Origin of the sequence: Kitasatospora purpeofusca (genome assembly GCF_036010405.1) — a bacterium.
In the GTDB taxonomy this organism is placed as follows: Bacteria; Actinomycetota; Actinomycetes; order Streptomycetales; family Streptomycetaceae; genus Kitasatospora; species Kitasatospora purpeofusca.
The window spans coordinates 6,098,106-6,119,325 of sequence record NZ_CP108561.1 but is presented as its reverse complement, the minus strand read 5'-3'; the positions used below and the strand labels follow the sequence as shown (position 1 = coordinate 6,119,325).

The following is a 21,220-nucleotide window of genomic DNA, read 5'->3' as shown; positions in this document are numbered from 1 at the left end:
GGTCCCAGGGCTGGGGCCCACCCCTCGCGATCACGCTCGGCTGCTACCGGCCGCGACTACTTCTTCGCGAGCTCGGCGGCGTTGCGCTCGAGGTCCTCGATGCCACCGCACATGAAGAACGCCTGCTCGGGGACCGAGTCGTACTTGCCGTCCGCGATCGAGTTGAAGGCCTCGATGGTCTCGGACAGCGGCACGGTCGAACCCTCGACGCCGGTGAACTGCTTCGCCACGTAGGTGTTCTGCGAGAGGAAGCGCTCGATGCGACGGGCACGGTGGACCGTGATCTTGTCCTCCTCCGACAGCTCGTCCATACCGAGGATGGCGATGATGTCCTGGAGGTCCTTGTACTTCTGCAGGATCCCCTTGATACGGATCGCCGTCTCGTAGTGGGTCGCAGCGATGTACCGCGGGTCGAGGATGCGGGACGTGGAGTCCAGCGGGTCGACGGCCGGGTAGATGCCCTTCTCCGAGATCGGGCGCGACAGAACGGTCGTCGCGTCCAGGTGGGCGAAGGTGGTGGCCGGGGCCGGGTCGGTCAGGTCGTCCGCGGGGACGTAGATCGCCTGCATCGAGGTGATCGAGTGACCGCGGGTCGAGGTGATGCGCTCCTGGAGGAGGCCCATCTCGTCGGCCAGGTTCGGCTGGTAGCCCACCGCGGAGGGCATGCGGCCGAGCAGGGTCGACACCTCGGAACCGGCCTGGGTGAACCGGAAGATGTTGTCGATGAAGAGGAGCACGTCCTGCTTCTCGACGTCACGGAAGTACTCCGCCATGGTCAGCGCGGAGAGCGCGACCCGCAGACGGGTGCCCGGCGGCTCGTCCATCTGGCCGAAGACCAGCGCGGTCTTGTCCAGAACGCCCGAGTCGACCATCTCGTCGATGAGGTCGTTGCCCTCACGGGTACGCTCGCCGACGCCGGCGAAGACCGACACACCACCGAAGTTCTCGGCGACGCGGTAGATCATCTCCTGGATCAGAACGGTCTTACCGACACCGGCACCACCGAACAGACCGATCTTGCCACCGGTGACGTACGGGGTGAGGAGGTCGATGACCTTGATGCCGGTCTCGAACATCTCGGTCTTGGACTCGAGGTCCTTGAAGTCGGGGGCCTTGCGGTGGATCGGCCACCGGACCTGGACCTGCGACTCGAACTCGTCCTTGTCGACGTTCAGCACCTCACCGAGGGCGTTGAACACCTTGCCCTTGGTGATCTGGCCGACCGGCACCGAGATGGCGGAGCCGGTGTCGGTGACCTGCGAACCGCGGACCAGGCCGTCGGTCGGCTGCATCGAGATGCCGCGGACCAGGCCGTCGCCGAGGTGCTGGGCGACCTCGAGGGTGAGGATCTTCTTGCCGCTGCCGTCGGGGTTGTCCACCTCGACGTGCAGGGCGTTGAACATGTTCGGGATAGCGTCGACGGGGAACTCCACGTCGACGACCGGGCCGATGACCCGCGCGACGCGGCCCGTCGCCGTGGTCGGCTCAACAGTGGTAGTCATACTCATTCGCTCCCGCGGCTCGCGTCAGCGAGCGCGTTGGCGCCACCGACGATCTCGCTGATTTCCTGGGTGATCTCGGCCTGGCGGGCCGAGTTGGCAAGCCGCGTGAGCGACTTGATGAGCTCGCCGGCATTGTCCGTCGCGCTCTTCATCGCGCGGCGGCGGGCGGCGTGCTCGGAAGCGGCCGACTGCAGCAGCGCGTTGTAGATCCGGCTCTCCACGTACCGCGGCAGCAGCGCGTCGAGGACGCCCTCCGCCGACGGCTCGAAGTCGTAGAGCGGGAAGATCTCCGTCTTCGCCGAGGACTCCTCGCTGACCTTGACCTCGTCGAGCTTCAGCGGCAGCAGCCGCGCGTCGACGGCGGTCTGCGTCAGCATCGACTCGAACTTGGTCGAGATCACGTGGACCTCGTCCACCCCGCCGGTCTCGGCCGTGAAGGCCTCGATCAGCGCGGCCGAGACGAGCTTGGCGTCGCCGTAGGTCGGCTTGTCGGAGAAGCCCGTCCACGACTCCGCGACCGCGAGGTCACGGAAGCCGTAGAACGAGACGCCCTTGCGGCCGACGGCGTACGTCACCACGTCCTTGCCCTCGGACCGCAGACGCTCGGCGAGCACCAGCGAAGCCTTGATGGCGTTGGACGAGTAGCCGCCCGCCAGACCGCGGTCCGCCGTGATCAGCAGGACTGCGGCACGCGAGGCGTTCGGGTTCTCGCTGGTGAGCGGGTGCTTGGCGGTGGACCGGGTGGCCACCGCGGTCACCGCCCGGGTGAGCTCATCGGCGTACGGGGTGGAGGCGGCCACCGCGCGCTGCGCCTTACCGATGCGCGCCGCGGAGATCATCTCCATCGCCTTGGTGATCTTCTTCGTCGCGGTGACAGAGCGGATCCGGCGCTTGTAGACCCGAAGCTGTGCTCCCATGGGTCGTTACGTCCTTTCCCTCGCTACCGGACTCAGGCCTGCTCGGAGAGCAGCTTGCCGTCAGCGGTCTGGTACCCCTGCTTGAACTCGCCGATCGCGGCGGCCAGCGCGTCGACGGTGCCGTCGGCGAGCAGACCGGTCTCGACGATGCCCGCGAGCAGGTCCTTGTGCTGCAGGCGCACGTAGTCCAGGAACTCGCGCTCGAAGCGGCGGATCTCGGCGACCGGGACGTCGTCCAGCTTGCCGGTGGTACCGGCCCAGATGGAGACGACCTGCTCCTCGACCGGGAACGGCTGGTACTGGCCCTGCTTCAGCAGCTCGACCATGCGCGCACCGCGCTCCAGCTGGGCCTTGGAGGCCGCGTCCAGGTCGGAGCCGAAGCCGGCGAAGGCCTCCAGCTCACGGTACTGGGCGAGGTCCAGGCGCAGACGGCCGGCGACCGAGCGCATGGCCTTGATCTGGGCGGAGCCACCGACGCGGGAGACCGAGATACCGACGTTCACGGCCGGGCGGATGCCGGCGTTGAACAGGTCGGACTCCAGGAAGCACTGGCCGTCGGTGATCGAGATGACGTTGGTCGGGATGTACGCCGACACGTCGTTGGCCTTGGTCTCGATGATCGGAAGACCGGTCATCGAGCCGCCGCCCAGCGCGTCGTTCAGCTTCGCGCAGCGCTCCAGCAGACGGGAGTGCAGGTAGAAGACGTCGCCCGGGTACGCCTCGCGGCCCGGCGGGCGGCGCAGCAGCAGGGAGACGGAACGGTAGGCCTCGGCCTGCTTCGACAGGTCGTCGAAGATGATCAGGACGTGCTTGCCGTCGTACATCCACTCCTGGCCGATGGCGGAGCCGGTGTACGGAGCCAGGTACTTGAAGCCGGCCGGGTCGGACGCGGGAGCGGCCACGATGGTGGTGTACTCCAGCGCGCCGGCCTCCTCCAGGGCGCCGCGGACGGACGCGATGGTGGAGCCCTTCTGGCCCACGGCGACGTAGATGCAGCGGACCTGCTTCTCCGGGTCGCCCGAGCGCCAGTTGTCGCGCTGGTTGATGATCGTGTCGACAGCCACCGCGGTCTTGCCGGTCTGGCGGTCGCCGATGATCAGCTGGCGCTGGCCGCGGCCGATCGGGGTCATCGCGTCGATGGCCTTGATACCGGTCTGCAGCGGCTGCTTGACCGACTTGCGGGCCATGACGCCCGGGGCCTGCAGCTCCAGGGCGCGGCGACCGGTGGCGGCGATGTCGCCGAGACCGTCGATCGGGTTGCCCAGCGGGTCCACGACGCGGCCGAGGTAGTTGTCGCCGACCGGCACGGAGAGGACCTCGCCGGTGCGGCGCACCGTCTGACCCTCCTCGATGCCGCCGAACTCACCGAGGATGACGACACCGATCTCGCGGGTGTCGAGGTTCAGCGCGAGGCCGAGCGTGCCGTCCTCGAACTTCAGCAGCTCGTTCGCCATGACCGAGGGCAGGCCCTCGACATGCGCGATGCCGTCCGCTGCGTCAGTGACCGTGCCGACCTCTTCCACAGAGGCGGCGTCCGGCTGGTACGACTGGACAAAGTCGGCCAGCGCGTCCCGGATCTCCTCCGGACGGATCGTAAGCTCCGCCATCAGGCTTCCCTGCTCTCCTAGTTTGCGATCCTCGGCCCGCCATTGAGGGCCGCAAGTGCTCGACTCTCGGCCGGGTCGTATGAACCGGCCGTACGTTTTGCCGACTCCGGTGGAGCCGGTTTCCCGACCGAGGGTCGGATGTGCTGCTTCGGTGCTCAGCCTTCGAGAACCTGGCGAGCGCCCTCAAGGCGGCTCGACACGGTGCCGTCGATGATCTCGTCACCGATCTGCACCCGGACACCGCCGACGACCTGGGGGTCGACATCGATGTTCAGGTGGACCTGGCGGCCGTACAGCCGACCGAGGGCGCCCGACAGGCGCTCCTTCTGGCTGTCCGACAGCGGCACCGCGGTGGTGACCTGGGCCACCATGCGATCGCGCCGGGCGGCGGCGAGCTTGGAGTAGGACTCCAGCCCCTGCTCCAGGCTACGGCCACGCGGGTTGTTGACGAGGCTGGTGACCAGCCGCACGGTGCCCGCGTTGGCGCGGCCGCCGAGCAGCTTCTTGATCAGGGCCGTCTTGGCGACGGCGCCGGCCTTGGGCTCGGTCAGCGCGGCGCGCAGCTCGTGCGAGCCGCTCACCACCCGGCCGAAGCGGAAGAGCTCGTCCTCGACGTCGTCCAGGGCAGCGGCCCCGTCGGCGGCGATGACCTCCGCGTACGCGGCCAGCTCCTCCACGGCGTCGACCAGGTCACGGCCACCCGACCAGCGGGAGCGGACCAGGCCGGAGACCAGGTCGGCCGTCTCGCCGGAGACCTGACCGGCCAGCAGCGAGGAGACCAGCTGAGCCTTGTCCTGACCCGACCGGGACGGGTCGGTCAGCACTCGGCGCAGCGAGACCTCGCGGTCCAGCAGGGCCGTGACGGCGGTGAGCTCCTCGGCGAGCCGGGCCGCGTCCACCGAGGTGGAGTCGGTCAGGCTCTCGAGGTTCTGCCGCCCGGCGGCGAGGGCCTCACGGCTGGCGCCGATCACTTCGCCGCACCCTGAGCAACGGCGGCCTTGGCCTCCAGCTCGTCCAGGAAGCGGTCGACAACGCCGCTCTGTCGCGCCTGGTCCTCGAGGGACTCACCCACGATGCGGGACGCCAGCTGGGTGGCCAGCGAGCCCACGTCCTGGCGCAGGGCGGCAGTCGCCTGCTTCTTGTCGGCCTCGATCTGGGCGTGGCCGGCGGCGACGATGGCCTCGCGCTGACGCTGGCCCTCCTCGCGCATCTCGACGAGCTGGGCAGCGCCCTGCTCACGAGCCTGCTCGACGATGCGAGCAGCCTCGTGGCGCGCCTCGGCGAGCTCGCCGCGGTACTGCTCGAGCAGGGCCTGCGCCTCGTTCTGAGCGGCCTCGGCGCGCTCCATGCCACCCTCGATGGCATCCCGGCGCTCCGCCAGCACCTTCTCGATGCTGGGGAGGATCTTCTTGCCGAGGAGACCGAAGACGATGAAGAAGCAGAGCAGGCCGATGATGATCTCGGGCCAAGCGGGGAGGAGAGGGTTCATCTTCTCCTCGGCCGCGAACTGAGCCGCGATGCTCATATCTGGACCTTCCTCGAATGGGTCTGCGGCGGGATTACTTGTTGCCGAAGACGAACGGCATGACGATGCCGATCAGCGCGAGGGCCTCGGTGAGCGCGAAGCCGATGAACATGTTGGAGCGGATGAGGCCGACAGCCTCGGGCTGGCGGGCCATGGCCTGGACGCCGTTGCCGAAGATCAGACCGACGCCGATGCCGGGGCCGATGGCGGCGAGGCCGTAGCCGATCGAGGCGACGGAACCGTAGACAGTGCCCTCAGCGAGGAAGCTCATTGCAGTTGTCCTTTGCAGGGTGGTGAACCGGTGGTGATTGGCCACCGGGCATTCCGGGAGGTGTGGATCGTGGCGGGCCCGGTGAGGGGCCCGGGCTCAGTGCGCCTCTTCGAGGGCACCGGCGATGTAGCTGCTGGCCAGCATCACGAAGATGTAGGCCTGCAGGAACTGGACCAGCAGCTCGAAGGCGGTGAGGCCGACGGCGACGATGAACGAGGCCGAGCCGTACAGCGCGCCCAGGGTCGGGCTGAGCAGGTACCAGGAGGCGATGGAGAACATCACGATCAGCAGGTGGCCGGCGAACATGTTCGCGAAGGCTCGGACCGCGAGCGTGAAGGGGCGCACGAAGATGTTCGAGAAGAACTCGATCGGCACCAGGATGAACATGACCCAGCCCGGGATCCCCGACGGCCAGCAGAGGTTCTTCAGACCACCGACGAAGCCGTGGTTCTTGAAGGTCAGACCCATGTAGGTGAACCACACGACGGCCGCGAGGCCGGCCGGGAAGGCGATCGCCGCGGTCACCGGGAACTGTGCGAAGGGGATGACCGACAGGATGTTCATCAGCCAGATGATGAAGAACATCGAGACGAGCATCGGGACGTACTTCTCGCCCCGCTTGCCGATCGTCTCCAGCACGATGGAACGCTTGACGAAGTCGTAGCCGATCTCACCGACCAGCTGCAGCTTGCCCGGAACGAGCTTCGGCTTGGCGAAGGCCGCCCAGAAGAAGCCGATGACCAGGACAGCCACGATCATCGACAGCAGCATCGGCTTGTTGAACTCGAAGCTGCCGATGGTGAAAATCGGCTCGAACTGGAACTCGTTCAGGCCGGGGGCCGGGAAGCCGCAGCCAGCGTCCCCGAAGTGGCAACTGCCTGAGGCGAGGGACGTGAGTTCAGCACTCACCACGGACTCCTTCGTCGTGACGCATGGTTACGGCAACCTCGGTGTGTCGGCATGGCCTGCGGCCACGGAGCGGCACTGGAACTTGATGGATTTCTCGCCGACCCCGCGCGGCAGAGCACTGCACCACAGCGGGATCATCGAAGACTGCCCGGATCCGGGGGGCGATCGATCCGCGCTGCGGATGGACCTGGCCTCTTCCCGTACTCCGTTGTTGCGACGGACGATAGCAGTCCGTCAGTGCGGCATAAACACCGCCCCCCTCGTTGGGGGGACAGTGAGCCGTCGTCACTGTTGACGCCCCTTGTCCGAGGGCTTCTCGGCCTTGTTTTCGGAGGCGTCGGTCTCGACGTAGAAGGTCTTGGCCTTGAGGAAGCCGCGCACCTGGAAGCCCGTCCAGATCAGCACGCAGCCCAGCAGGGTGAAGGCGAAGGCCTGCCGGTTGAAGAGCTCGGTGTCCTTGAAGACCGCCAGCACGATGCCGACCAGCAGGATCTGCGTGGTGTACACCAGCAGCCCCACGGCCATCATCATCTGCGGGTTCGACCTGGTCAGCCGGTCGAGGGCGACCTGGCCGGAGGCGAAGAAGACCAGCACGAGCAGGGCGCCGAAGAGGGCCCCCAGCAGGCCCTTGCCACCCGCGACGGCGAAGGAGATCGCCATCGCGATGACTCCGGCGACCGCAGTGGGGATCGCGGCGCCTCGGAGGATCCGGGCGTCGTTGGACGGCATGTCGGCAACTCCGGCGGCATGTCGAGTGGCGGGGGGACGGGCACAGAACTCAGTGGGTGGTACCGGACCGAAACCACTGCGGGCCGGCCTCTCGACGGCGAGCCCGTCGAGTGGGACCCGCCAGGGACGGAAGTCATCCACCTGTCAGGTCTTTCGGCGTCTTCTCGGTACTCGTGAACGGTATCACAAACTATTTGATGAGAGCTTTACCATGAATGTGTGGCACCTGTCACACCGATGGCCCAAGGGTGCCGCCGATCGGGTGAGCCGCTTGACGCGCCCTCACCTCTCCCAACGGCCGCGGCCGTTGCCGTGTCCTCGGCCGGTGACGGCCGACGATCCCTTGGGCACTCCGCCGAGCAGCCGCTTGTCCTCGGCCGACAGTTCGGCCATCGGCTCGGAGCTCGTGCGCCCGGCCGATTCGGCGGTGAGCTCGGGGTCCTCGGCGGTCCCGGCACTCCCGGTGGTCCCGGTGGTCCCGGTGCTCTCCGCAACCGGGGCGGCGGTCCGGCGCACCGGACGGCGGCGGTAGCGCGGCGGCACGAAGGCCTGCACCGCGCGCGGGGCCCGGGGCCGGAACCGCGGGGTGAGCAGCACCACCAGGCCGACCAGGCAGAGCCCGGCCAGCGTGAGGACGACGGTCCGGCCGGTGTTGGTGACCGAGAAGGCGACGGTCCCGAAGGCGATCAGCGCGGCCCAGAAGTACATGATCAGTACGGCGCGGCTGTGCGAGTGGCCGACCTGGAGCAGTCGGTGGTGCAGGTGCCGCTTGTCGGCGGCGAACGGGGACTGGCCCGCCCAGGTGCGGCGGACCACCGCGAGCAGCAGGTCCGCCAGCGGCAGCGCGATGACCGTCAGCGGCAGCAGCAGCGGGATGTAGATCGGTACCAGGGCGTGCACGGTGGCGGTCTGCGACCCCAGCTCGCTGGTGATGAGGTCGGGGTCGACCCGGCCGGTGATCGAGATCGCGGCGACGGCCAGCATCAGGCCGAGCATCATCGAGCCGGAGTCGCCCATGAAGATCCGGGCCGGGTGCATGTTGTGCGCCAGGAAGCCCAGGCACATGCCGATCAGCAGCACGCTGAACAGCACCGCGGGGGCGGCGTCGGAGATCGTGTAGCCGTACCAGAGCCGGTACGAGTACAGGAAGAAGGCGATCGCGGCGATGCAGACCATGCCGCCCGCCAGGCCGTCCAGTCCGTCGATGAAGTTCACCGCGTTGACCATGACGACGACCAGGACCACCGAGATGACCATGCCCTGGGTCGGACTGACCGCGACCGGCCCGACACCGGGCACCGGCAGGGTGATCACCGTGACGCCCTGCCAGACCATCACACCGGCGGCGATCATCTGGCCGCCCAGCTTCACCAGGGCGTCCACGCCCCACTTGTCGTCCAGCACGCCGAGCAGCCACATGATGCCGGCGCCGGAGAGCAGCGCGCGGATGTCGGTGCCCTGGGAGAACACCTTGCTCAGGTTGTCGAGCTGGGAGGCGACCAGGATGCCCGCGCAGAGTCCGCCGAACATCGCGATGCCGCCGAGCCTCGGCGTCGGCTCGCGGTGCACGTCACGCGCGCGGACCGGGGGCATCGCCCCCGCCGCGATGGCGAACTTCCGGACCGGGCCGGTCAGCAGATAGGTGACCGCCGCGGTGCAGAACAGCACCAGCAGATACTCACGCACCACTGGCCTCCCGCAGCGTTGTCCGACGGTTGGGTACCGAAGGTACTCCCGTGCCTGTCCGAGGTTCGAGGTGCGTCGCCACGGCACACACCTTATTGAGTCGGACGCCGGGGGCGCGCATCGCGGTTCGCCCTACCGGGTAGGAGATTCGGAAGCGCGGTCAGCGACGCACGGCGAAGGCCCGCGCCAGCTCCCTGACCCGCTCCGCCACCCGGACGTCCGTACCCCCGGCGAGCAGCCGTCCGACCAGGGCGGCGATCTCCGCCAGCTCGGTCTCGCCCATGCCCTGCGAGGTCACGGTGCCGGTCCCGAGCCGGATCCCGGAGGCCTCCGACGGCGGCGCCGGGTCGTACGGCAGCGCGCACTTGCCGAACAGCAGCCCCGCCGCCGCGCAGCGGCGCTCGGCCTCGGCCCCGCTGACGCCGAGCGCTCCGACGTCGGCGGTCACCAGGTGGGTGTCGGTCCCCCCGGTCAACGGGCGCGCGCCCGCCTCCGCGAGCCCGGCCGCGAGCACCCGCGCCCCGGCCACCGTGCGGTGGGCGTAGGCCCGGTAGGCGGGCGTGGCGGCCTCGGCCAGCGCGACGGCCTTGCCGGCCACCTCGTTCATCGCGGCGCCGCCCTGGCTGAACGGGAAGACCGCCCGGTCGACCCGGTCGGCCAGTTCGGCGGTGCACAGCAGCAGACCGCCGCGCGGGCCCCGGAGCAGCTTGTGGGTGGCCGCCACGGTGACGTCCGCGTACGGCACCGGGGACGGCGCGACACCGGCCGCGACCAGGCCGGTGGTCTGCGCGACGGAGGCCACCAGATAGGCGTCCGTCTCGTCGGCGATCGCCCGGAAGGCGGCCCAGTCGGGGTGCCGCGGGTAGGAGATGGAGCCGGCCACGATCGCCTTCGGCCGGTGCTTGAGGGCCAGCTCGCGCACCTGGTCGAGGTCGATCAGCCCGTCCTCGCGGCGCACCCCGTAGCCGACGAAGTCGAACCAGCGGCCGGAGAAGTTGGCCCGCGAGCCGCAGCTGAGGTGGCCGCCGTGCTCCAGCGACATCGCGAGCACCACGTCGCCGGGCCGCAGCAGCGCGGCGTAGGCGGCGAGCATCGCCGCCGTGACGGACCGCGGCTGGACGTTGGCGTGCGGGGCGGCGAACAGCTCGCGGGCCCGGTCGATCGCCAGCAGCTCGGCGGCGTCGGCGAGCGAGCAGCCGGCGTGGTGGCGGCGGCCGGGGTAGCCCTCGGCGTACTTGTCGATCAGCGGGCCGGTGAGGGCCGCCAGCACGGCCGGGCCGGTGAGGTTCTCCCCCGCCAGCAGCTGGATCGTCTCGGCCCGCCGTTCGGCCTCGGCGGCCATCAGGTCGGCCAGCTGGGGATCGGCCCGGAACAGGGCGGCGGAGAGCGCCTCGGGGGTCTCGACGGGGCCGGTCGCGGCATCGGTGACGGTCATGGCGGGGGCTCCCGGGCGCGTCGGGTCGGATCCCTCCAGCGTAGGACCGCCCCGGCGCCCCGGCACGGCGGCGCGTGCCGGGGTACGCCCGGCCGTACGAAGCGGCACGGGGCGGCACGGGGCGGTACGAGGGGGCCTACGGCGCCGCGGCCGACCGGCCGGCGACCGGGCCTGCGCTCAGTGCAGCGCGCGGACCCCGGTGAGCGCGGTGACCACGGGGTCGACGGCGTGGAATATCTCCTCGCCGCAGTTGCGGAACATGCCGATCGGCGCGCCGTACGGGTCGTGCAGCTCGTCCGTCTCGGGGTCGGCGGCCAGCAGCCAGCCGCGGAGCGCCGCCGCGGCCCGGACCAGGGCCCGGGCGCGCTCGGTGACGTCGGCGCCGCGGCGCGGGTCCGGCAGGGTGCCCGGGTCGATCGTCCGGACCAGCCGGGTGAACTCCTTCAGGGTGAAGGTGCGCAGCCCCGCCTCGTGACCCATGGAGATGACCTGGGCCCGGTGGTCCAGGGTCGCGGTGAGCACCAGGTCGGCCTCGACCACGTGCTCGTCCAGCAGTTCGCGGCCGGTGAAGCCGCCGCTGTCGGCGCCGTACTCGTCCAGCACCGTGGCGGCGTGGTCCTCCATCGGCGCGCCGACATGGCCCCAGGTGCCGGCCGACTCGACCAGGATCCGGCCGGCCACCCGGGGGTTCAGCCGGGTGTCCAGCTCACGCCGGGTGAGCCGCTCGGCGATCGGCGAGCGGCAGATGTTGCCGGTGCACACGTACAGGATCCGGAAGTGGTCCAGCGGCCTGGGTCCCACGCTCAGGTACGGCGATATGCCGGGCCCGGCATGGAGGGAGGCGGCCGTCAACTGCCGGCCTCCAGGTCGGGGACGACCTCCCTCAGCTGCTCGACGGAGATCGCGCCGGCCCTCAGCAGTACCGGCACCTTGCCGGTGACGTCGACGATCGACGATGCCTGGGCGTGGTCGGCGGTGCCGCCGTCCAGGTACACCGAGATGGCGTCGCCGAGCTGCTGCTGGGCCTCGTCGCAGGTGGCCGGGGACGGGCCGCCGGTCCGGTTGGCGCTGGAGACGGCCATCGGACCGGTGGCGTTCAGCAGCTCGATGGCGACCGGGTGCAGCGGCATCCGGACCGCGACGGTGCCGCGGGTCTCGCCGAGGTCCCAGCGCAGCGAGGGCTGGTGCTTGGCGACCAGGGTGAGCCCGCCCGGCCAGAAGGCGTCGACGAGCTCCCACGCCTGCTCGGAGAAGTCCGTGACCAGGCCGTGCAGGGTGGTCGGCGAGCCGACCAGGACCGGCGAGGGCATGTTGCGGCCGCGGCCCTTGGCGGCGAGCAGCGCGGCCACCGCCTCCGGCGAGAAGGCGTCCGCGCCGACCCCGTAGAGGGTGTCGGTGGGCAGCACGACGAGTTCGCCGCGGCGGATGGCAGAGGCGGCCTCACGCAGACCGGTGGCGCGGTCCCCGGCATCGGCACAGTCGTAGCGGCGGCTCATCGGTGCGGTCCCCTTCCGGACGAACTCGTGGTGGTGCTCGTGGTGGTGGTGCTGGTACTCGTGCTGGCGGCGCCGCTCCGGCGCCCCGACGTGCCGCGGAGCCCGTCGGTCGCCCGGTCGGTCACAGCGACGCCTTGCGGGCCGTGGTGAAGCGCGGGCGGTTGTTCAGATCGCGGTGGTCGGCGGTGTCGGTCCAGCCGCCCTCCTCGTTGAAGATCCACGGGACCTGGCCGCCCTGGGTGTCGGCGTGCTCGATCACCACGGCGCCGCCCGGGCGCAGCAGGCGGGCGGCGACGCGCTCGATGCCGCGGATGGTGTGCAGGCCGTCCTCGCCGGAGAACAGCGACATCTGCGGGTCGTGGTCGCGGGCCTCCGGCGCCACGTACTCCCACTCGGTGAGCGGGATGTACGGCGGGTTGGAGATGACCAGGTCGAAGCGGCCGTCCCAGGCGCGGTCGTCCTCGAAGGCCCGGGTGGCGTCGCCCTCGTGCAGGGTGACCCGGGCGCGGTCGGGCGAGGACCCGATGTTGCGCCGGGTGTAGGGCAGCGCGCCCTCGTCCAGCTCGAAGGCGTGGACGACGGAGCGGGGCAGCTCCTGGGCGAGGGCCAGCGCGATGGCGCCGGAGCCGGAGCAGAGGTCGACGACCAGCGGCTCGGCCACGTCCATGTCGCGGACGGCGTCTATGGCCCACTCGACGACCGACTCGGTCTCCGGACGGGGCACGAAGACGCCTGGGCCGACCTCCAGCTCCAGGTAGCGGAAGAACGCCCGGCCGGTGATGTGCTGGAGCGGCTCGCGGGCCTCCCGACGGGCCACCGCCTCCCAGTACCGGGCGTCGAAGTCGCCGTCCTTGACGGTGTGCAGCTGGCTGCGCCTGACGTTGTGGACGTGTGCGGCGAGTTCCTCCGCGTCGAAGCGCGGCGACGGCACGCCGGCCGCGGCCAACCGCTGGGTGGCCTGGGCCACCTCGGCGAGTAGCAGGTTCATCCGTACGACCTCTTGCTTCCGCTCTCCGGCCTCGACGTCGGTCCCGCCGCCGCCGGTGTCAGTTCTGTTGGGCCGCGGCGAGCTTGGCTGCGGCGTCCGCGTCGACGCAGGACTGGATGACGGCGTTCAGTTCGCCGTCCAGCACCTGGTCCAGGTTGTACGACTTGAAGCCCGTCCGGTGGTCCGAGATGCGGTTCTCCGGGTAGTTGTACGTCCGGATCCGCTCGGAGCGGTCCACCGTGCGGACCTGGCTGCGACGCGCGTCGGAGGCCTCGCGCTCGGCCTCCTCCTGCGCGGCGGCCAGCAGCCGCGAACGCAGGATGCGCATCGCCTGCTCCTTGTTCTGCAGCTGGCTCTTCTCGTTCTGGCAGGAGGCCACGATACCGGTCGGCAGGTGGGTGATCCGGACCGCGGAGTCGGTGGTGTTGACCGACTGGCCGCCGGGGCCGGAGGAGCGGTACACGTCGATCCGCAGGTCGTTGGCGACGATCTCGACCTCGACCTCCTCGGCCTCGGGGGTGACCAGCACGCCCGCCGCCGAGGTGTGGATGCGGCCCTGGGACTCGGTGGCGGGGACGCGCTGCACGCGGTGCACGCCGCCCTCGTACTTCAGCCGGGCCCAGACGCCCTGGCCGGGCTCGACGTTGCCCCTGGTCTTCACGGCCACCGAGACGTCCTTGTAGCCGCCGAGGTCGGACTCGTTGGAGTCGATGAGCTCGGTCTTCCAGCCGATCCGCTCGGCGAACCGCAGGTACATCCGGAGCAGGTCGCCGGCGAACAGCGCGGACTCCTCGCCGCCCTCACCGGCCTTGATCTCCAGGATGACGTCCTTCTCGTCGTTCGGGTCGCGCGGGACCAGCAGCAGCCGCAGCTCCTCGGTCAGCTCCTCGCGCCGGGCCTCGCCGGACTTCACCTCGGCGAGGAACTCCGGGTCCTCGGCGGCGAGTTCGCGGGCGGCCTCGATGTCCTCGCCGGCCTGCCGCCAGGCCCGGAAGGCCCGGGTGATCGGCGTCAGCTCGGCGTAGCGCTTGGCCAGCTTGCGAGCGTTCGCCTGGTCGGCGTGGACGGACGGGTCGGCCAGCCTCGCCTCGAGGGCGGCGTGCTCGACGAGGAGCTCTTCGACAGCCTCGAACATGGGGTGGCCTTCTTCCCGGGGATCGGTGGGTGGATCGGAGGGGGACCGCGGAGCGCGGAGGGTGCGGGGGACGCGAACGGCGCCGGTCCCCGTGCCCCCGGAACAAGTACGGGGACACCGGGAACCGGCGCCGAGGGAGCGCTAGGCCTTCGCGCTGTGGGTCTTGCCGAAGCGGGCCTCGAAGCGGGCGACGCGGCCACCGGTGTCGAGGATCTTCTGCTTGCCGGTGTAGAACGGGTGGCACTGCGAGCAGACCTCGGCGCGAATCACGCCGCTCTTCTCGGTCGACCGGGTGGTGAACTCGGCACCGCAGGTGCAGGTCACGTGGGTGAGCACGTACTCGGGGTGGGCGTTGGACTTCAAGGGATTCTCCTAGTGTTCGGGAGGGCACCGGGTCGGCGGCGGGAACGCCGCTCGTGAACCGGGACCGACGGACCAGTCTGCCAGGACCGGCCGCTTCTTCCCAAACCGGGGGGCGCTCCGGGATATTCCGGGCCCCGCCGGTGCCCCGCCCGGGACTGCCCGGACCTCGCCCGGGGCTCAGCCGTGCCGGGCGGGGGCGGTCGTGGGCGCGGTCGCGGGCGCCTTCGCCGGGGCCGTCGCGGGCGCCTTGGCCGGGGCCGTGGGGGTGGCCTTCGCCGGGGCCGTGGGGGTGGCCTTCGCCGGGGCCGTGGGGGTGGCCTGGGCGGGGTTGGACGGCTGGGCGGCGGCCACGGCCTCGGGGACCGGCCGGTCGGCCTTCAGGGCCGCCCAGAGCTGGTCCGCCTGCGGCTGCAGCTCGACCACCCGGTCCGGGTCGCCGGGGGCGGCCGTCACCGGCAGGGTGACCATGCCGAGCTGGTCCGGCCCGATCCCCTTGAGCTGCTCGCCCAGGCCGACCAGGGAGTTCACCGAGGCGAGCGCGGAGTCGGTGGTGATCGAGCGGGTCAGGGTGTCGCCGACCGACCAGAGCTTCACCGGGTTGGTCAGCAGCCCGACCCCGCCGACCTGCTTGAGCAGCGAGCGCACCATCTGCTTCTGCAGCTCGATCCGGCCGAGGTCGCTGCCGTCCCCCACGCCGTGCCGGGTGCGGACGAAGGCCAGCGCCTGCTTGCCGTCGAGGTGGTGCTCGCCGGGCTGGAGGTCGAGGCCGCTGTCCTTGTCGTGGATGGGCACCGCGGTGGTCACGGTGGCGCCGCCCACCGCGTCCACGAGCCGGGCGAAGCCGGCGAAGTCCACCTCGACGTAGTGGTCCATCCGCAGCCCGCTGAGCTGCTCGACCGTCTTCACCGCGCAGGTCGCGCCGCCGGCCTCGTAGGCGCTGTTGAACATCGCGCGCTTGGCGGCAGGTACCGCCCGGCCCTGCCGGTCGGTGCACTCGGGGCGCGGGACGAGGGTGTCGCGCGGTATGGAGACCACGTCGGCGCGCGAGTGGTCCTGGTTGACGTGCAGCACCATCGCGGTGTCCGAGCGGGCGGTGCCGCCGGTGTCGCCACCGGCCAGGTCCGCGTTGCCGCCGTCCCGCGAGTCCGAGCCGAGCACCAGCAGGTTGAACGAGCCGTCGGTGGCCGTGGGCGGGCGGGAGGTGCCGAGCCGGCCGTCGATGTCGACGCTCTTGATGTTGCCGTCCAGCCGCAGGTACGCGTACCCGGCGGCCCCGGCGCCGAGGACGACGAGCGCGACGGACCCGCAGGCGGCCGCGCGCAGGAGCTTGCGGCGGCGGCTCGGGACCCTCTTGTGTTCGGCCATACGGTCCAGAATAAATCGGACAAGATGCTCGAAAGAGACCAGAGTGTCCCAAATCTGGAACAAACACCGGCCGGGAACGCGGCGAGCCCCGGGCCGCTCGCGCGGGCCGGGGCTCGTCCGTGTACCGAGGAAGGTCAGTCGCTGGACCCGGGGGTCGTCTTGGCGATCTGCATCAGGAACTCGGCGTTGCTCTTGGTCTGCTTCATCTTGTCCAGCAGCAGCTCGATCGCCTGCTGCGAGTCGAGCGCGTGCAGCACCCGGCGCAGCTTCCAGACGATGGCGAGCTCGTCGGCGCCGAGCAGGATCTCCTCCTTGCGGGTGCTGGAGGCGTCCACGTCGACGGCCGGGAAGATGCGCTTGTCCGAGAGCTTCCGGTCGAGCTTGAGCTCCATGTTGCCGGTGCCCTTGAACTCCTCGAAGATCACCTCGTCCATCCGCGAGCCGGTCTCGACCAGCGCGGTGGCCAGGATGGTCAGCGAGCCGCCGTTCTCGATGTTGCGCGCGGCACCGAAGAACTTCTTCGGCGGGTACAGCGCGGTCGAGTCGACACCACCGGACAGGATGCGGCCGGAGGCCGGCGCCGCCAGGTTGTAGGCACGGCCCAGACGGGTGATCGAGTCCAGCAGGATCACCACGTCGTGGCCCAGCTCCACCAGGCGCTTGGCGCGCTCGATGGCCAGCTCGGCGACGGTGGTGTGGTCCTCGGCCGGGCGGTCGAAGGTCGAGGAGATGACCTCGCCCTTCACCGACCGCTGCATGTCGGTGACCTCTTCCGGACGCTCGTCGACCAGGACGACCATCAGGTGGCACTCGGGGTTGTTGTGGGTGATCGCGTTGGCGACCGCCTGCAGCACCATGGTCTTGCCGGTCTTCGGCGGCGCGACGATCAGACCGCGCTGGCCCTTGCCGATCGGCGACACCAGGTCGATGATCCGGGTGGTCAGGATGCCCGGGTCGGTCTCCAGGCGCAGCCGGTCCTGCGGGTACAGCGGGGTCAGCTTGTTGAACTCGGGACGGCCGCGGCCGCTCTCCGGGTCCATGCCGTTGACGGAGTCCAGCCGCACCATGGCGTTGAACTTCTCGCGGCGCTCGCCGTCCTTGGGCTGGCGCACCGCACCGGTGATGGCGTCACCCTTGCGCAGGCCGTTCTTGCGGACCTGGGCGAGCGAGACGTAGACGTCGTTCTGACCCGGCAGGTAGCCCGAGGTGCGGACGAACGCGTAGTTGTCGAGGATGTCGAGGATGCCCGCGACCGGGATCAGGACGTCGTCCTCGCCGATCTGCGTGTCGACGACACCGGCCTCGAAGCCCTCGCGGCGGCTGCCGCGGCCCCGGCGGTCGCGGTAGCGGCCGCGGCGGCCGCGCCGGCCGTCGCCGAACTCGTCGTCGTCGAAACCGCCCTGCGGCGCCTGCGACTGCGGCTGGGCCTGCTGGGTGGCGGGCTGGCGGCTCTGCTGGCCCTCGCCCTGGGCGCCCTGCTGCTGGCCGCCCTGGCGGTCGGCACGGTCGGTGCGCTCGGCACGCTCGGGGCGGTCGGTCCGGTCCCGGCGGTTGCGCCGGTCGCGGCGCGACTCGCGCCCGTCGGCGTCCTGGCCGGCCGGGGCCTCGGCGGTCTCCTGGCGGCCCTCGCGCTCGCCGCCCTCGCGGCGGTCGCGACGGTCCCGGCGGTCGCGACGGGTCTCGGTACGACCCTCCTCGCGGCCCTCCGGGGCGCGGGCGCCCTCGGGGCGGGCCTCGGCCTGCTTGGCCTCGGTGGCCACGGCGGCGGGCGCCTCGGCAGTCTCGGCGACCGGGGCACCAGCGGCCGAGGTGGCCCGGCGGCGGGTGCGCTCGGCACGGGCCGGAGCGGCGGTCTCGGCGGCGGCCTGGACCGGGATCTCGATCTGGGCCTGCGCCTCGGCGGCGGCCGGGGCCTCGGCCCGGGCGGCGGCGGCCTTGCTGGTCCGGCGGGCGGGCTTCTCGGCCGGCTCGGCGGTCTCGGCCTTGGCCGCGCGCTTGGCGGCGGCCGGAGCGGCGGTGGCGCCGGCGAGCAGCGGGTCGCCCCCGCTCTTCTCCTTGATGGTCTCGATCAGCTGGCTCTTGCGCATCCGACCGGTACCGGTGATGCCCAGGTCACCGGCGAGCTTCTGCAGCTCAGCCAGGACCATGCCGTCCAGGCCGGCGGCGGCGGTGCGGCGGCGCCGCGCCGGTGCAGCGGGGGCGGCGGCGGCGTCCGACGCCTCGGCGTCCGGGCGCGCGCCCATCAGATCGGTGGTGTCGCTCACTAAGGGTCCTTCCCTGGAGCGGACGTCGGCCTGTCTGGCTCGGCGACCGGTTGTGCTGTCCTGACCAACGCTCGACTGCGTCGGTCCGAGGCGGTGTTCCCCCGGACGGCGGTGCCGGTCGGGGGAGAGCTGCGAGGTGCGGTGCTAGAAGCACGGTGGTGCTGAGTGGCGTGGTGGGACGGTCGTGTGCCGACCCTCCCCCCGGCCGCCGGCCGGGAGCTGCCCCCACGCTGCCTGCGAATCCCGGGCCCCCGTCGCGTGACGGTGGCCCGCGCTCCGCCCGTCCTGTGCCTCCAGGTGGGAGGCCGCGGGGTGGGAGTCAGGTGCCGTCACGGCTTTCGGGATGCGGCCGCAAGTCGCGCAGGCAGGCTGCGTACGCGCTGCGGTGGGCTCCCGGAGAATCGTCGCCCCGTTCATCGCCTGGACCCCGCTGACGCGGAGTGCTGGGATCGGGACGCGGCGCACCGAGCCCCGGAGGGCACCTGGTGCAGCAATGAGGTTAACACTACCGACCCCCTCACACATTCCCCAGCCTTGCGCTTGCCAATCGTGTCCGGACGGTCCGGTGGCGGTGCACCGGGCCGGACCGTCGCGGACGGGGTGTTTCAGACGTCGAGCGGGAGCACCGAGGCTCCGGTCCGGTCGAGTTCGAGCCGGTGGGCCGCGAACGCCGGGCCGCTGCCGCCGTGGTCGGCCGCGAAGTCCAGGACCTTCTGCACGCCCGCCTCGTCGGTGAGCGCGAGCACGGTCGGACCGGCGCCGGAGATCACGGCGGGCACGTTCTCGGCCCGCAGCGCGGCCACCAGCGCGGCGCTGTCCGGCATCGCGGAGGCCCGGTAGTCCTGGTGGATCCGGTCCTCGGTGGCGGCGAGCAGCAGGTCGGGACGCCGGGTCAGCGCCTCGACCAGCAGCGCGGAACGGCCGGCGTTGGCGGCGGCGTCGGCCAGCGGGACGGTCTTCGGCAGCAGTCCGCGGGCGGTCTCGGTGAGCACCTCGGTGGCCGGGACGAACACCACCGGGACGACCTCGGCGGAGGGCTCCAGGGCGATCGCCCGGGCCCGGTCCTCCTCGGTCCACGCCACGGTGAAGTTGCCGCGCAGGCAGGCCGCGACGTTGTCCGGGTGGCCCTCCAGCTCCGAGGCGAGCGCCAGCAGTGCGTCGTCGTCCAGGGCGGACGGGCCGCCGATGGTGACGGCGCGGGCGGCGACGATGCCGGCGCAGATCGCGGCGGACGAGGAGCCCAGGCCGCGGCCGTGCGGTATGCGGTTGGCGCAGACCACTTCGAGGCCGCGCGGCTGGCCGCCGAGCAGGTCGAAGGCGGCGCGCATCGAGCGGACCAGCAGGTGGCGCTCGTCGCGCGGGAGGGTCTCGGCGCCCTCGCCGGCGATGTCGACGGAGAGCCCGGAGTCGGCGACCCGGACGACCACGTCGTCGTACAGGCCCAGGGCGAGGCCGAAGGCGTCGAAGCCCGGACCGAGGTTGGCACTGGTCGCGGGGACCCGGACCCGGACGGCGGCGGCACGGAACGCAGGACCGGCCATGCGGTGGACTCTCCTGGGGAAATCGGGCGGCGCGAAGCGCGTCGGTGCGAGGGCGGGGAGCGGGCCGCGGGGCCCCGGCCGGGGCGGGCGGTCACATTCGGTGGTGCGGCCCGGAAGGGGGTCGGACCCGGGGCATGTGCCACACGGCCGCACCCAGAGTATCGAAGACAGGTTCCACAGCGGTACACCCCGTGGGCCTTCGATCTGGTGTGTTGCCGGTTCTGGCCGGAATTCATGCCGGATTCGGATCCGAATCAACCACTGAATTGACACAAAAGTGTCAGTCGAGAACGAGACCGGGCCGACCCCCGAAAGGGTCGGCCCGGGGTGGGGGGATGTTCATCCACCCGCCGTCCGTACGAGGTTCCGTCGGACGCTCCGTCAGTCGAGCAGGCCCAGCTGCAGGGCGGCGGCCTCGGGGTCGATCGGGACGATCCGGGGCTGCGGCGCGCCGGCCACCGCCCAGTCCGGGTCCTTGAGACCGTTGCCGGTCACGGTGCAGACGATCCGCTGACCCGGGTCGACCAGACCGGCCTCCGCCTTGGCCAGCAGGCCGGCCACCGAGGCGGCCGAGGCGGGCTCCACGAAGACGCCCTCCTGGGAGGCCAACAGCCGGTACGCGGACAGAATCTGACGATCGGTCACCTTGTCGATGAGACCGCCCGATTCGTCCCGCGCGGCGAGCGCGAAGTCCCAGGAGGCCGGGTTGCCGATCCGGATCGCGGTGGCGATGGTCTGCGGCTTGAGCACCGGCGCACCGTCCACGATCGGGGCCGAGCCGGAGGCCTGGAAGCCCCACATCCGCGGGGTGCGGGAGGCCAGGCCGTCCGTCGCGTACTCGCGGTAGCCCTTCCAGTACGCGGTGATGTTGCCCGCGTTGCCGACCGGCAGGACGTGGATGTCCGGTGCGTCGCCGAGCATGTCGACGATCTCGAAGGCGGCGGTCTTCTGACCCTCGATCCGGACCGGGTTCACCGAGTTGACCAGCGCCACCGGGTACTTCTCGGACAGTTCACGCGCAAGGGTGAGGCAGTCGTCGAAGTTCCCGTCCACCTGGAGGATCTTCGCGCCGTGCACCAGCGCCTGGCCCATCTTGCCGAGGGCGATCTTGCCCTGCGGGACCAGCACCGCCGACACCATCCCGGCCCGCACCGCGTACGCGGCGGCGGAGGCGGAAGTGTTGCCGGTGGAGGCGCAGATGACGGCCTGGGCGCCGTCCTCCTTCGCCTTGGAGATGGCCATCGTCATACCGCGGTCCTTGAAGGACCCGGTCGGGTTGGCGCCCTCGACCTTGAGGTAGACCTCGCAGCCGGTGCGCTCGGACAGCACCTGGGCGGGGACCAACGGGGTGCCGCCCTCCAGCAGGGTGACCACGGGGGTCGCCGCGCTGACCGGCAGGCGGTCCCGGTACTCCTCGATCAGACCCCGCCACTGGTGGGTGTGGGTGCCTCTGGCGGCGTTCTCGGCAACGCTGCTCATCATCTGTT

At 71.1% G+C, this 21,220-nt stretch carries 19 protein-coding genes; all 19 read right to left on the bottom strand.

Features of this window, described 5'->3' with window-relative positions; all coding sequences use genetic code 11:
* Positions 1 to 56: 56 nt before the first annotated feature.
* On the bottom strand, positions 57 to 1,502 hold the full coding sequence (atpD, locus tag OG715_RS26935) for a F0F1 ATP synthase subunit beta (RefSeq protein ID WP_266271506.1): 1,446 nt from the start codon (positions 1,500 to 1,502) through the stop codon (positions 57 to 59).
* A 2-nt stretch (positions 1,503 to 1,504) separates the two neighbouring features.
* On the bottom strand, positions 1,505 to 2,419 hold the full coding sequence (locus OG715_RS26930; RefSeq protein ID WP_266271505.1) for a F0F1 ATP synthase subunit gamma: 915 nt from the start codon (positions 2,417 to 2,419) through the stop codon (positions 1,505 to 1,507).
* Between the two features lie 32 nt (positions 2,420 to 2,451).
* Entirely contained in the window at positions 2,452 to 4,026 is a 1,575-nt protein-coding gene (atpA, locus tag OG715_RS26925) for a F0F1 ATP synthase subunit alpha (RefSeq protein WP_266271504.1), read from the bottom strand.
* A gap of 155 nt (positions 4,027 to 4,181) precedes the next feature.
* Positions 4,182 to 4,997, bottom strand: a complete 816-nt coding sequence (locus tag OG715_RS26920) for a F0F1 ATP synthase subunit delta (RefSeq protein WP_266271502.1) — start codon at positions 4,995 to 4,997, stop codon at positions 4,182 to 4,184.
* A complete protein-coding gene (locus OG715_RS26915; RefSeq protein ID WP_266271501.1) occupies positions 4,994 to 5,551 on the bottom strand; it encodes a F0F1 ATP synthase subunit B in 558 nt (185 codons plus the stop codon). The genes OG715_RS26920 and OG715_RS26915 overlap by 4 nt, the downstream gene beginning before the upstream one ends.
* 34 nt (positions 5,552 to 5,585) lie before the next feature.
* Positions 5,586 to 5,822, bottom strand: a complete 237-nt coding sequence (gene atpE, locus OG715_RS26910) for an ATP synthase F0 subunit C (protein WP_030392786.1) — start codon at positions 5,820 to 5,822, stop codon at positions 5,586 to 5,588.
* A 96-nt stretch (positions 5,823 to 5,918) separates the two neighbouring features.
* Entirely contained in the window at positions 5,919 to 6,731 is an 813-nt protein-coding gene (atpB, locus tag OG715_RS26905; protein WP_266271500.1) for a F0F1 ATP synthase subunit A, read from the bottom strand.
* A gap of 285 nt (positions 6,732 to 7,016) precedes the next feature.
* Complete coding sequence (locus OG715_RS26900; protein ID WP_266271499.1) at positions 7,017 to 7,460, bottom strand: hypothetical protein; 444 nt, start codon at positions 7,458 to 7,460, stop codon at positions 7,017 to 7,019.
* Positions 7,461 to 7,742: 282 nt separating this feature from the next.
* Positions 7,743 to 9,146 (bottom strand): MraY family glycosyltransferase, encoded by a 1,404-nt coding sequence (locus OG715_RS26895; RefSeq protein ID WP_266271498.1) that lies wholly within the window; start codon positions 9,144 to 9,146, stop codon positions 7,743 to 7,745.
* 160 nt (positions 9,147 to 9,306) lie between these two features.
* The gene (locus OG715_RS26890) at positions 9,307 to 10,581 is read right to left on the bottom strand and encodes a serine hydroxymethyltransferase (protein WP_266271497.1); all 1,275 of its coding nucleotides are present in this window, start codon (positions 10,579 to 10,581) and stop codon (positions 9,307 to 9,309) included.
* Between the two features lie 177 nt (positions 10,582 to 10,758).
* A complete protein-coding gene (locus tag OG715_RS26885; protein WP_233290170.1) occupies positions 10,759 to 11,382 on the bottom strand; it encodes an arsenate reductase/protein-tyrosine-phosphatase family protein in 624 nt (207 codons plus the stop codon).
* 47 nt (positions 11,383 to 11,429) lie between these two features.
* A complete protein-coding gene (locus tag OG715_RS26880) occupies positions 11,430 to 12,077 on the bottom strand; it encodes an L-threonylcarbamoyladenylate synthase (RefSeq protein WP_266271495.1) in 648 nt (215 codons plus the stop codon).
* Between the two features lie 121 nt (positions 12,078 to 12,198).
* Positions 12,199 to 13,065 carry a peptide chain release factor N(5)-glutamine methyltransferase gene (prmC, locus tag OG715_RS26875; RefSeq protein WP_266271494.1) on the bottom strand — a complete coding sequence of 289 codons (867 nt, stop codon included), beginning with the start codon at positions 13,063 to 13,065 and terminating at the stop codon, positions 12,199 to 12,201.
* Between the two features lie 58 nt (positions 13,066 to 13,123).
* Entirely contained in the window at positions 13,124 to 14,200 is a 1,077-nt protein-coding gene (prfA, locus tag OG715_RS26870) for a peptide chain release factor 1 (RefSeq protein ID WP_266271493.1), read from the bottom strand.
* A gap of 141 nt (positions 14,201 to 14,341) precedes the next feature.
* On the bottom strand, positions 14,342 to 14,563 hold the full coding sequence (rpmE, locus tag OG715_RS26865) for a 50S ribosomal protein L31 (RefSeq protein ID WP_266271492.1): 222 nt from the start codon (positions 14,561 to 14,563) through the stop codon (positions 14,342 to 14,344).
* 177 nt (positions 14,564 to 14,740) lie between these two features.
* Positions 14,741 to 15,928 (bottom strand): LCP family protein, encoded by a 1,188-nt coding sequence (locus tag OG715_RS26860; protein WP_266271490.1) that lies wholly within the window; start codon positions 15,926 to 15,928, stop codon positions 14,741 to 14,743.
* Positions 15,929 to 16,062: 134 nt separating this feature from the next.
* Positions 16,063 to 18,192: a transcription termination factor Rho gene (rho, locus tag OG715_RS26855; RefSeq protein WP_266271489.1), complete on the bottom strand. Its 2,130-nt coding sequence runs from the start codon at positions 18,190 to 18,192 to the stop codon at positions 16,063 to 16,065.
* A gap of 605 nt (positions 18,193 to 18,797) precedes the next feature.
* Positions 18,798 to 19,733: a homoserine kinase gene (gene thrB, locus OG715_RS26850; protein WP_266271488.1), complete on the bottom strand. Its 936-nt coding sequence runs from the start codon at positions 19,731 to 19,733 to the stop codon at positions 18,798 to 18,800.
* Positions 19,734 to 20,114: 381 nt separating this feature from the next.
* Positions 20,115 to 21,212 carry a threonine synthase gene (gene thrC / locus OG715_RS26845; protein ID WP_266271487.1) on the bottom strand — a complete coding sequence of 366 codons (1,098 nt, stop codon included), beginning with the start codon at positions 21,210 to 21,212 and terminating at the stop codon, positions 20,115 to 20,117.
* Positions 21,213 to 21,220 lie beyond the last annotated feature (8 nt).